Origin of the sequence: Arachidicoccus rhizosphaerae (assembly GCF_900107765.1) — a bacterium.
GTDB classification, from domain to species: domain Bacteria; phylum Bacteroidota; class Bacteroidia; order Chitinophagales; family Chitinophagaceae; genus Arachidicoccus; species Arachidicoccus rhizosphaerae.
On sequence record NZ_FNQY01000001.1, the window covers coordinates 511721 to 524075 of the forward strand.

A 12355-nucleotide genomic window follows, 5' to 3' on the forward strand; every position below is an offset into this window, starting at 1 on the left:
TAAAAAGAACAAAAGCAGTATGACATACCGGTCATACTGCTTTTTACTGTAAAGGAAAGGTGTTACTATCTGTGTCCTTCCTTAGTATATACGCTATTAATTCATAGCGTTTGATTGTACTTGCTCCAGTGTCATGTTACTTTCCTGGTCTTCAGCCTGCCATTCAGGTGTTTTGCTCTTTTTCCCTTTTTTAATGCTGTAGGTCACATATAAGGCCAGTGCTGTACACAAGGCGCCGCCAACCATATTGCCAAGTGTGACAGGAATCTGGTTATAAATCCACCAGTCAGCAATGGAGATTTTTGCACCCAGCAGCATACCGGCTGGTATCAGAAACATATTGACCACGGCGTGTTCATATCCCTGGGCGAAAAATATCAGAATGGGTATCCAGGCCCCAAGGATCTTCCCCCCGGCTGAGTTGGAGGCGAAAGCCATGACTACGGCAGTTGTTACCATCCAGTTACATAGGACCGCTTTTGTAAAGGCCGTGATGGTGCCGTCAAAGCCAAATTCAGCGTAATGAAGCGTCTTGCCTTCAGCCGCTTTAATAATTGCAGTGGCCAGGGGCGAGTCCGGCGTGTGTCCCAAATTGGTAATGGATACCCAGAAAAGCAGGGCATACAGCAATCCGCCGATCAGATTACCCAAGTAGACGAGACCCAGATTTTTTATCATATCCGAGAAACGAATCTGTTTATCATACAGGGCAGCAGGCAAAACGGCAAAGCTTCCGGTTACCAGCTCCAGCCCTAAAATAATGACAATGACAAAACAGGCCGGGAAGAGCAGGGCGCCTACGATGCCAAGACCCGTCTGAACAATCCCGGTAAAAGCCAGCGAGGTGCCAATGCCCAGCAGCCCCCCGGAGAGCATACCCCGGATCAATAAATCTTTAGCGCTTAAGTTGGTTTTGTTGATGCCCGCACTGATCATGGCGCTGATAACTTCTGTTGGTTTATTATATTCCATATGGTTTAATTTAAATTGAAGAGATTAAAATTTATAGCCAATGCCAACCCCAAGATTCCATTTCCCATCCGCGGAAGCTGTTTTGGCATCATAAAATACCGGAATCTGGATGACTAAATGTTTGAAGCTGGATGTGATGCCAAAGCCGGTAGACGGCACGATGGAAGAATTCTTTTTAGCACCTTCCGCTACTTTATCTTCCTTGATACGTACCGCAGGAAACAAACCCAGTGCAATAGAGCAGGGTTTCATGGACCATTTAATAGAGGGGCCGCCAAAATCTGCATATCCGCCATGACCTACATATCCGGCGACGATCATCCCATCCCATAAGGAAAGTTTGGGGCTGCCCGCGCTTTGCGCATTCGTGTGATGACTGAAAAGCAGCAGGCATAGGGCAAGAGAAAGGCTTACAAAGCCTTGAGGTTTACATACACCCGTTTTTAACATGTTTTGTTTTTTGTTTTTTTTAATTCGCATTTGTTTAATGATTGTTTTTGAGCCGTGATTGATAAATGGAGCTTTTTGAATATTTATAGTAAAGCAATAAATTTTTAATACATTAAAATTAAAACTATATTTATTAAATATTTAAATTGTAATAAAAATAGACAACTAAATCATTTAATATGCCATAAAAATAAAATTACTAATTCAAAATATGTGTTAGTTTGTATATAATTATTGTATAATAAAATATATAATATAATGAATTTTTAATTTATAGGGGCATATGTTGTGGAGGGCAACGGTATAATTTGTATATTGGGTAGCTTTTTAAAATATACTGAGCGACAACTTTCCAAATACATATATGATGAAAATATTAATGCGTGTTTTGCTAATGGGAGCCTTTATCCTTTTTATACGAGTCAATACTGTATCCTCACAACGCAACTGGCTTTCCGGTGCAGCATCATTAGATCAGATGACAGGTGATTTAGCAGGGATTAACCAGTGGCGCCAGTCTCAAAAGCAAACGGTTATGGAGGCCCTGCACGCATTACCCGACTCCGTTAAACAACAGCTCATAAGGCAGGCCGCTCATTATCAAAAATTTGACTGGCCTAATTTACCGGCTACCACCTTTCTGGAATTCAGCCAAAACGGCAACCGGACCAGGTATGAGAAAATAAGAAGGGATCGAAGGCAGGCCCTCAGCGCCCTAACGATCGGACTATTAATCAGTGGTGACACGAGCTATCTGCCAGCCATGGTGAACGGTATTTGGGCCATCTGTGAGGAAAGTACCTGGGCCTATCCGGCCCATTTAGCTTTACAGAGGAAATATACCCCGTTTCCAAATCCGGGAGAAAACATCCTTGATCTGGGCAATGGAAGCACTTCTGAATTAATGAGTTGGGTCTATCTTTTAGCAGGCGGATATTTGGATAAAGTATCCCGTGTCCTGTCTGAAAGAATGTATTTTGAGCTGGAGAAAAGGGTAATGGAGCCTTATCTGACCCGCTCAGATTTTTGGTGGATGGGTTTTAAAGGGCAATCGGTCAATAACTGGAATCCCTTTGTCAATAAAAGTGTGTTGCTGACCTCCTTACTGGTTGAGAAAAATCAAGGCCGACTAGACTCCGTTGTTCATAAAACGATGCAGAGCGTCGACCATTTTATTAATCAGTATCCTGAAGATGGGGGCTGTGACGAAGGGCCTGGCTATTGGAGTATGGCGGCAGGCGCATTAATCGGCTACTTAAGTAAATTACAGTCGGCTACTCAGGGTAAAATTGATATAGCAGACAGGCCTTTAATCGGCAAAATGGGTGCATTTATTTACCGGTCGAATATTGCCGGGCATTATTTTGTAAATTATGGAGATGCTCACGCCACGGTAACACCAAACGTCAGTGCTCTTTATCAGTTCGGAGAATCCTGTAAAAATGATACTTTAAAACAGTTTGCCGCCTGGTTCGCCAAAGAAAAGGGCAGTCCTTATCATTATTTATTAAGCGTGAGCGGTGGCCTGGAAAATTTCGTGGATGATCTGATGATTTGCCAAAGTTTAGCGCAAGGGGCAGGGTCCCTCCCTTATATAAAACAGTCCTGGCTTCCTGATTTGGAACAGTTAACGGTTCGAGCTCAAGCGGGATCAGATGAGGGATTATTTTTAGCCGCTAAAGGAGGCACCAACGGTGCCAGTCATAATCACAATGACGTAGGAAATTTTATCATTTATGTGGATGGGCAGCCCGCTATTATAGATTTAGGCGTGGGGACCTATACCAAACAGACTTTTAGTAAGGAAAGGTACCAGATTTTTACGATGCAGTCCGCCTGGCATAATCTGCCGGTGATCAATGGGTACATGCAAAAGGAGGGTAAGGCATACAGGGCAAAAGATATACAGTTGGTTCAGGGAAAAGACGGGACGACACTTGCTATGGATCTGGCAGATGCCTATCCAAAGGAGGCCGGGGTCCGGTTTTGGAAAAGAAAAATAGCGTTTTTAGGTACTGCCGTTGAACTCAGCGAGTCCTATGCGTTAAACAAGTATACAGCACCCAGTAAGTTATCGCTGATAACACCACTGACAGTTACCAGCGGTAAGGATTTTCTGCTTTTGAAGGATAAAAAAACGGGTAAAGGGCTGAAGCTGTCCTTTAATGGCAGGCAACTGGAACCGACAGTAGAAACAAAAGCACTATCTGATCCGAGTCTTGCGCACAGCTGGGGTGAGCAGGTATATAGAATTCAGTTTAAAGTTCGCACGGACAAGCTGACCGGTCAATATAAAATCCGGTTCACTGAGCTGTAAGCTTCTAAGAACCGGATGGTATGCAAATTCTTTTGTATAAAAATATTCTTATTACTGGACCTTAACAGAAGAGCCGTCAAAACAATGAGCCGTATAGGGCCTTTGATCGGTATCCATGCTCACCAGAAAATCAGGCAGTTCAGTGGTTGACAGGATTTCATACGTGAAAAGATCTAATGCAAGCACTTCTAATTGCGTGGCAACCAGTAAAGCATCCGTGGTAGGATAAGTGCCTACAAAATAAGTATCAAGCGCTATATTAGAGCGTACTTCTCCTGCATTAAAATCGATCATCGCGAAATTTTTATCCAGGCCCAGGGCGCAGCTATTTTGACTGAGCCAGGTAATGCTTGGCGTAGAAGTTTCTCTCACCCAGCCAAATTTAAATGAAAAGTTTCCTTTCTGGATGTAACCAAAAAACGAATCATTCTCTTTATCGTGAAAGAGCGTAGGGCAATCCAGCTCAGTAAATTCTGATGGGGAAAGGGCGTGAAATCCGGAGGTCTGATTACCTGGTGTTCCGCTTGGACGTGGCGCATAATTGTCCAATTTAATCTTATCAAAATAAACAGACGCTGTTGAAATTTCAAGACCGGAGAGTTTTCCATCTTCTGATAAAATCAACTGAATACCCGGATGCTCAGCGCCAGCCAGTAATTGGGCACTATTGCCCGCGGGGCTGGATAGTCCGGAGAATTGTATCGTTAAGCAGTCTTTTTCTTTGTCGTATTGGTAATCCATGGCGATTTATTTGGGATAGTTTTTTGAATCAGGGGTAAAGATAAGGGGAATTCAATAAGGAAAAGACGTCACGCTTACGATATTGTGTAAAAAAGGGGAGAAGCCTAAAAGGCCTCTCCCCAATAAAAATGACTATATTCCAACTATCTACTAATAGTATTGTAAAAGGGTCCATTCCGTCATCTGGAATAAATTGGAGCCATTATTTTTCTGAATGAGCAGGCGATAATACTGATACTGTTCCCCGCTTGGGTCATTGTACTCAAATCTAATGGTCTGACTTCTGTTATAGAATTTATAATCCGTATGCTCGTCCAGCACCGTCCAGTTAGATCCATCATTAGATCCCAAAAATTGCCAGTTTTTAGGATCTCTGTCATCGGCATCATTTCCAGAAGTAAGTTCATATGCGTTTAATTTTGCAGGCGCATCTAATTTTAGCTGCATCCATGAATTATCCACATAATTATATAGGAACTTGGTGGAATAGTCGTTGTCGTTTAATCTGACCGAGCCCTCTTTTGCATTGGCGCCGCCACTGTTTTCATTAGAAACAGTGAGTGTTCCGGATACTGTCCTTGAGCGGATATAAAGAGAGTCAATGAAAAAATAGCTGACACTCATTGTCGTATCCAGATTTCCGGCGGATATACTTTTTATCTTTATGGGCAGTACATAGTCCGTATACGGATCCAGCTTATTGACCATAACACTTACTTTCAGTGCTTTTGAATCAGAAACCCCTTTGTCAATGGTGGATTCTAGTCCTGAAATAGTATAAGAAGAATCGGGTAGCTCTACAAAATTATAGTTTAAATAAGAGTGGTCGGTGTTGAAGGTGCTGACCAAAGATGGGTCCACTTCAAAACTCACATTCATATTCTGCGGAGCTCCGTTAAACCCTCCGACGGAAGCCCCGAAATAAAATTCCTGTACTGAATCTATTCTATAAAAGTGTAATTCACCTCTTTCTCCTGATTGAGCCATATACACACTACTCTCGTTGGGTGAGGTTAAGTCATCCCATTTATTACAGCTAAACGCCATTATGGATGCCGTCATGAGCATCAACCAAATAAGTGGTCGGCTGTTTTTATTGATTAATCGTTTCATTTTTAATGCTTTTAATCGTTTATACTTAAAAATTACCAACCCGGATTTTGAACTAAGTTGTCATCCTTTCTGATATCCGCACTTGGGATTGCCCAGAGGTAACAACGTTGCGTGAATGATATATTTTGTATAACCTTTTGTTTGTAAAAGTCATCTCCATCAGCATCAATATCCATCCCATAAACGGGTTTATTCAGTTCGGTTGCGGCGTCTAACCATCTGCGTAAGTCAAAATATCTAACCTGTTCAAATGCGAACTCTACTTGTCTCTCATGGTGAATGGCTGTACGCATGGCCGTTTGTGTAGTTGGTGCGGCAATATCATTAGCACCAGATCCGTATTGTGGGATTCCGGCACGTTTACGAATCAGGTTCAGATATTTTAAAATGTCCGGATTCCCCGGGTCGTATTCATTGAGTGCTTCCGCATAATCCAGATAGATTTTTGCGAGCCTTAAATGACACCAGCCTCTGGAATCATTTCCTTTTGTAATGTTTTTTCTAATCAGATAACCTGTAGAGGAATAGTCATGGTCGCTCTGGATTTTACCACAAGATCCGTGATAGGTAAAGTCAACAATAACTTCATCAGAGCTACTTCCCTGATTTAACCAGTAACTATTACTGTAGGTAACATCTGCGTAAAACCGAGGTTCCCGGTCAACCCACTGGTTAAAAGTAGTTCTTTGTTTGATGTCAAAAGGACTCTGAAATTCTGAGAAACCAGATTTTTTATACCCGGAATTAGGATCCGTGATGGCTAAACCGTTTTTCATATAAAAGGCATCTACCATAGATTGGTTAACGGCTAAATAGCCTCCGCCTTTGGTAACACTGGAGCCATATCCGACAAATTTAGGAATCGCATTATAAGTATAGGTTCCTATGCTGCCGCTCATTGATTTGGCAAAAATCCATTCATTGTTCCAGTCAGTGGAAATGACATCCCTGCAAGCCTTATAGGCCGCCATATAAGGATCGCTGTCTGATACCGTAAACAGGTCGTAGGTGCCCGGGACAAATTCATCAATAAAATCCTTGGCTGCATCAGCCGCTAATTTCCATTTATTCTGGTCATAGGCCTGAGGGAATAATTTTGTACCATCTTTATTGGCTACACTCTTATACATTGTATTGCCATTGAATAAAGGACTTGCTGCAAGTAATAAAACCTGAGCCTTGTAAGCTTTACAAATGCCTGTTGTCACCCGGCCATATTCTTCGTCTAACGGCATATTGGTTGGCTGGCTGGAGGTTGAAATCGCCTTTAACTCATTATAGGCACTGTCCAGTTGCGTTACGATATAATTAACGCAGGTATCAAAAGGAGTTCTTGCCAGCGCTAGCTCTTCATTACTGGCACTGATTGGCAGGGGCTGATTAATAATAGGCACTGGACCGTATAATCTGATTAACCAATAATAGAAAATCGCGCGCATGGCTCTGGCTTCTGCCTTGAAGTGTGCCTTATGATAGGCGTCCACTTCTCTGGCGTTAGCTCCGTCTATTTTATTGATAAAATCAGTAGCTGTTCTGACTGGTTTATAGAATTCTCCCCATATGTATTCAAAAGCGCCGAAAGAGGCTGATAAAGTATTGTAACTGAAGGCGCTGATGGAGAAATCATGTTCAGCAAAATAATTGGATTCGTCGGCTAACTGACTATAGGATGCGTCATCAGATCCCCATCCGCCTCTATTGGCATAAGGGTCAGGAATATTGGCATAAACCTGCGCCAGGTATCTTTTGGTATTGGTCAGGTTGGCGAATATGGAATCATCAGATAAGGTGATATCCGGTACCTGATCTAAAAACTTATTGCAGGAGGACATTACTGATGCCCCGACTAATACAATAAAACTGATTAATAATATTTTAATTTTCATAATTCATTTTTTTAATAGATGTTCAAAAGGTTCCTCTTAATCGAAATTCACCTTAAATCCAATGGCCATATTTCTGGTATTTGGATATGTGTTACCGTTGCCGGTATTCATTTCCGGATCCCATAATTTGAATGGGCTCCAATAACATAAATTGACTGCGTCAAAATAAATGGTCGCATTTTTGAACCCGGTATTTTTGAAAATCTTATTAGGTAAGTTGTAACCGATATTCAGTGTTTTAAAACGGATAAAAGAGATATCCTTAATCCACCAGGTGCTCGTTACATTATTATTCGCGTTGGGAACCGTGCCATAGGCCAGTCTTGGATAAAAAGGATTCGTTGCATGATTATCCTCTGTCCATCTGTCAACGGCATTTGCAAAAATATTATTATCATCAGAACCGGAGAACGGACTTCTGGCATTACCCGTTAATTCCCGGTCTGCTCCCTGTACGCCTTCAAAAAATGCACTCACGTACCAATTTCCATATTGGATATTGGTTGCTAAACCAAAGGTAAGAGGAGCCACATCTCCATGGCCGATATAAGTTTTATCATAAACGTTGATAAGACCGTCACCATTTAAATCTTTATACATGATATCACCTACTCTGGGGATGCCGCCTACGCCGGACTGATCAGCGTGATTGGCGATGTCGGCCTCACTCTGAAATAATCCTTCAGCAATATAACCGTAGTTGGTAAGGATTTTCTGCCCACGTGGATCCATATAAGGTTCTTCGTAAGGCGCGGCGCTGTTTTCCAGGAGTTTATCCTTGTTGTAGGTGAAGGTGCCTCTGAAGGATATAGACAATTTATCCGTTAATGGGATGGGTAATAATTCTACAGTGGCATCAAATCCTCTGTTTATAGTCGTTCCATAGTTGCCATCAGGTTGGTATTGCAAACCCGCAAATGCTGGGAAATTGGCTCTGGTAAGGAATATGCCGGTTCTGTATTTTTGGAACCAGTCTACTATAAAAGTCAGTTTATTATTCAAAACATTAAATTCAAGTCCGACATCCTGGTCATGCGATTTGGCCCATTTAACATTGGCGCCATAGTGAAGAATGTTGATACCGGAATAATTTACACTTGAACCAACTCTTCCGAAATTGGTCCCTTTGGCGCCGTCGGTGATGGTTGTGATATAATCAAATCTTGAACCTCCGATGGCCCCGGAGAACCCGTTGGAGTATCTGATTTTGAAAAAGTTAAACACATTGGAGAGCGGTTTCCACCACTTTTCATTGGACAAAACCCAGCCAACACCTAAGGAAGGGAAGAACCCGTATCTGTTTTCAGGAGAGAAAACCTGTGAGCCGGTGTAACCTGCATCAAATTCTGCAAAATATTTGTCCAGATAAGAGTAGGTTGCCCTGGCAGCGTAGTTTTGTTGTCTGGTAGGAATAGCGTCCTGGTAGCTGTCCGCCGTAGGATTGGGCTGGCTAAGCTGACTATAAACAACCATTGCCTGTACATGGTGGTCACCAAAATTTCTTGCCCAATTGACCTGACCTTGCAGGGAAAACTGCCTGTCCTGAGAATAGTCTTTATCGTAGCTCAAAACGTCTACCCCTGAAATGACTTGTTCCAGATTTAAAGAGCCGTCATCATTATAAGGATCTGATTGGTTTAAATAATAAACGCTTCTTTGACGCTTTCTGTATTGGTTATTATTGCTGTATGTGTCAAATGAGTATAAAACATTTGCACTAAGTCCTTTCGTTATGAAGTCGAAATCTTGTTTTACCTGTGCCGTGGTCGCAATTTTTGACTGGAAGGCCTCTTTGTATCCGGTTTGGGTGATGTCTGCCCATGGGTTTGGAGAAGGCGTAGACCCTTCCGCAATGCCTGATACCAGGTTTCCGGGATACATAACAGGGTAGCGGACCGGGCTTACGCTCATCGCATTACTAAATGCAGAGGTGGCTCCGGAACCGGGCTCATTTAATTGAGATATGTAGCCGTTAATACCTAATGAAAATTTAGTTGTTTTTGTCCACTTCATATCAACGTTAGAAACAAAGTTGTACCGCTGATATTTTGTGCCGGCATCATAATTTTGAAGACCATCTGTTTTTAATAAAGAAGATTCTTCATAATAAGCCAAAGATGTATAAAATTGTACATTATCCGATCCTCCCCGTGCACTGAAATTAAAGCGACGGTTGTGCGATAAATTATTGAACAGGGTTTTCATCCAGTCAACATTCGGGTATACATAGTGATTGGCATTCGGATCAAGAGTGCTGTCTATATAGTCCTGTGAATAGGCCGGCGTAAATCCAGAAGCCACCATAGCCTCATTTCTCAGGTTCATATAGGTTTCAGCATCCGCCATTTCAGGGACTTTGGTAAATGCAGTTACACCTTCAAGATAATTGGCCATCAAATTAACCTTACTGGCACTACCTCTTTTTGTATTAATGATAATAACTCCATTGGCACCCAGGGCACCATATACAGCTGTTGCTGTAGCGTCCTTTAAGATGGTGAAATCTTCTACATCTTCAGGATCAAGATCATTGGTATTACGACCCTGAACGCCGTCAATGATAACCAGTGGACCGCTGCCGCTGGAACCAAAGGTGGAAATACCTCTGATCCAGATATCAGCCGAATTGCTTCCTGGCAGTCCTGAACGCTGCACGCCAACAAGTCCAGATATACGACCTGCCAGCATGGTGTTCAGGTTTGCAACAGGTTGTTTTAATTCCTCTACCTTTACTGTTGCCTGTGCACCAACCAGGCTTATTTTTTTCTGACGACCATAGCCGACGACAGCTACGTCATTTAAGCCGCCGCTGATAGGTTCCAAGACGATGTTGACAATAATCCTGTCACTAAATTGCCAGCGGTAATCCTGATAGCCAATGTAGGAGGCAATCAGGGAATCGCCTTTGCTGGCCTCGATTTTATAATTACCATCCGCGTCCGAAATAACGGTTTTTCCCGAGGTAATATCTCTCACGGTAACCCCTTCCAGGTTCGTACCCAGATTATCCTTAATGTTACCGGTAAGGTTGATTGTTTCCTGTTGTGTCGTTTCATTCTGCGCCTGGAGGCCGGTCGCAGTCAGGAAAAATCCAAAACTTAATAGCAGCGTTATTCTCCATCTGCATTTTAGCTTTTTTAATTCCATTTCATACAGTTTAAAAATTTGAGTTTAGTGTTTGTGAACGTTTATAATCCATACGCATAAGCAATTAGTCGGATGACAACTTTCACAATTGTTTAATAAAATTATCTGAATACACAACCGTTTGCGGTTAATGAATAACCAACATATTGTTAACATAAGTCAAATGATAAAAATGGCCATGTAATTTTATATTCCTATTGAATTGTAAATCAATTTTGCAATCGATTTAAATTAATGGGTGATTATAAATATTGATAATAAAAATTGTTTAATATTTTCTTAATAAAATCAACCACAATTGTCTCCTTTTTAAAATAAATGGCAGAATTTTTGAATTTATTTATTTAATTTTAGGACAGGCGGCCAGATAATCGGTCTTCCATGGCGCTGATTCTTTCACATTTTTATTTACCCACAATGGCAAAACTCAGACTGGACAAGATATCCGCAGATCCTCCAAAAGATGCTGACAAAGATTCTTTTAAGAAAAAGACAAAGGAATATCAAAAGGCAATTGATGAGTGGCAGAATAAGTTGTACGCGGCGCATAATGATGCTATTTTGATTGTTTTCCAAGGGATGGATGCCTCCGGCAAGGATGGCGCCGTGCGCAGTGTTTTTAGTGAAGTAAATCCGCAAGGCATCAGTGTCCATTCATTTAAAGTGCCTACCAAAGAAGAACTGGATCATGATTTTTTATGGCGTATTCATAAGCAGACCCCCGAAAAAGGAATGATTAAAATCTTTAACCGTTCTCATTATGAGGACATTCTGGTTACAAGAGTGCATAAGACCATTAATGACAAAACGGCTAAGGAGCGCATGAAATCCATTAATGAATTTGAGCAGCTACTCACTAAAAATCACACCCATATCTTAAAATTCTATTTACACATCACGCCGGAAGTGCAGTCAGAAAGGCTGGCCGAGAGAATGCAGATCAAAAGGAAAATGTGGAAATACAATCCGGGAGACGCCGTCGAGGCTAAAAGCTGGATAGAATACCAGAAATGTTATGAAGATTGTTTTGAGCATTGTAATGAAGTACCCTGGATTATTGTTCCGGCCAATAAAAACTGGTATAAAGAATACATAGTTGCCAAGGCGGTACATGATCTGATCCGGAAAATAAACCCTAAATATCCCGGGTTAGAACAGACTTCCTAAGTGTTTCGTATATGTAAGTTATTGAAAATTTTTGTTCTATATTTGACTGCCTTTAATAATCTATTTTAAAACGACTAAAATTTAAAATCATGGGATTTGTAAAAGACTTTAAAGAATTTGCTATAAAAGGTAATGCGGTTGATCTGGCTGTCGGTGTGATCATAGGTGGTGCTTTTGGCAAAATTGTCACCAGTATAATTGATGACCTGGTGATGCCTGTGGTCGCCAAAATAGTGGGTCAGCCCGATTTCAGCAATTTATGGATTGACCTCAATCATAAAGCGGCTTCCGGTCTGGCATTAGCAGACGCCAAAAAAGTTGAGGGTGCTGCTATTTTCGCCTACGGTAACTTTATTACCGTGGCTATCAACTTCTTACTGTTGGCCCTGGTCATCTTTATGATGGTTAAGGCGATGATGAGACTGAAAAGGAAAGAAGAAGAAGCTCCTGCTGCAGCACCGGAACCAACAAAAGAAGAGATATTGCTACAAGAAATCAGAGACGCTATCCGCGCCAAATAAGCTTCGGAGAATTTTTATGGATTCCCTCGGGGGATTTTCTT

At 41.7% G+C, this 12355-nt stretch carries 9 protein-coding genes; 3 read left to right on the forward strand and 6 right to left on the reverse strand.

Annotated features, from left to right (window positions below; genetic code table 11):
* Positions 1–96: 96 nt before the first annotated feature.
* Entirely contained in the window at positions 97–972 is an 876-nt protein-coding gene (locus tag BLU80_RS01885; RefSeq protein WP_091392563.1) for a formate/nitrite transporter family protein, read from the reverse strand.
* Between the two features lie 24 nt (positions 973–996).
* Entirely contained in the window at positions 997–1422 is a 426-nt protein-coding gene (locus BLU80_RS01890) for a hypothetical protein (RefSeq protein ID WP_170831107.1), read from the reverse strand.
* Between the two features lie 364 nt (positions 1423–1786).
* Here BLU80_RS01890 and BLU80_RS01895 point away from each other — a divergent pair, with 364 nt between their 5' ends.
* Positions 1787–3739 carry a heparinase II/III domain-containing protein gene (locus tag BLU80_RS01895; protein WP_091392566.1) on the forward strand — a complete coding sequence of 651 codons (1953 nt, stop codon included), beginning with the start codon at positions 1787–1789 and terminating at the stop codon, positions 3737–3739.
* 51 nt (positions 3740–3790) lie between these two features.
* Here the strand turns inward: BLU80_RS01895 and BLU80_RS01900 are convergent, their stop codons facing one another.
* The 4 genes from BLU80_RS01900 to BLU80_RS01915 form a co-directional block, all read right to left on the reverse strand.
* The gene (locus BLU80_RS01900; protein ID WP_091392568.1) at positions 3791–4480 is read right to left on the reverse strand and encodes a hypothetical protein; all 690 of its coding nucleotides are present in this window, start codon (positions 4478–4480) and stop codon (positions 3791–3793) included.
* 150 nt (positions 4481–4630) lie between these two features.
* Entirely contained in the window at positions 4631–5593 is a 963-nt protein-coding gene (locus tag BLU80_RS01905; protein ID WP_091392570.1) for a BT_3987 domain-containing protein, read from the reverse strand.
* A 32-nt stretch (positions 5594–5625) separates the two neighbouring features.
* A complete protein-coding gene (locus tag BLU80_RS01910; protein ID WP_091392572.1) occupies positions 5626–7479 on the reverse strand; it encodes a RagB/SusD family nutrient uptake outer membrane protein in 1854 nt (617 codons plus the stop codon).
* Between the two features lie 36 nt (positions 7480–7515).
* Positions 7516–10626: a SusC/RagA family TonB-linked outer membrane protein gene (locus BLU80_RS01915; RefSeq protein ID WP_091392574.1), complete on the reverse strand. Its 3111-nt coding sequence runs from the start codon at positions 10624–10626 to the stop codon at positions 7516–7518.
* A 417-nt stretch (positions 10627–11043) separates the two neighbouring features.
* On the opposite strand from BLU80_RS01915, the gene BLU80_RS01920 reads away from it, so the two are divergent.
* Positions 11044–11793, forward strand: a complete 750-nt coding sequence (locus BLU80_RS01920) for a PPK2 family polyphosphate kinase (protein ID WP_091392794.1) — start codon at positions 11044–11046, stop codon at positions 11791–11793.
* Between the two features lie 89 nt (positions 11794–11882).
* A complete protein-coding gene (mscL, locus tag BLU80_RS01925) occupies positions 11883–12314 on the forward strand; it encodes a large conductance mechanosensitive channel protein MscL (protein WP_091392576.1) in 432 nt (143 codons plus the stop codon).
* Positions 12315–12355 lie beyond the last annotated feature (41 nt).

Excerpts from the sequence above, each read along its gene's own strand:
- BLU80_RS01885 (WP_091392563.1), bottom strand. The coding sequence starts at position 972 with ATGGAATATAATAAACCAACAGAAGTTATCAGCGCCATGATCAGTGCG.
- BLU80_RS01895 (WP_091392566.1), top strand. The coding sequence starts at position 1,787 with ATGATGAAAATATTAATGCGTGTTTTGCTAATGGGAGCCTTTATCCTT.
- BLU80_RS01920 (WP_091392794.1), top strand. The coding sequence starts at position 11,044 with ATGGCAAAACTCAGACTGGACAAGATATCCGCAGATCCTCCAAAAGAT.
- BLU80_RS01900 (WP_091392568.1), bottom strand. The coding sequence starts at position 4,480 with ATGGATTACCAATACGACAAAGAAAAAGACTGCTTAACGATACAATTC.
- BLU80_RS01905 (WP_091392570.1), bottom strand. The coding sequence starts at position 5,593 with ATGAAACGATTAATCAATAAAAACAGCCGACCACTTATTTGGTTGATG.
- mscL (WP_091392576.1), top strand. The coding sequence starts at position 11,883 with ATGGGATTTGTAAAAGACTTTAAAGAATTTGCTATAAAAGGTAATGCG.
- BLU80_RS01915 (WP_091392574.1), bottom strand. The coding sequence starts at position 10,626 with ATGGAATTAAAAAAGCTAAAATGCAGATGGAGAATAACGCTGCTATTA.
- BLU80_RS01910 (WP_091392572.1), bottom strand. The coding sequence starts at position 7,479 with ATGAAAATTAAAATATTATTAATCAGTTTTATTGTATTAGTCGGGGCA.
- BLU80_RS01890 (WP_170831107.1), bottom strand. The coding sequence starts at position 1,422 with ATGTTAAAAACGGGTGTATGTAAACCTCAAGGCTTTGTAAGCCTTTCT.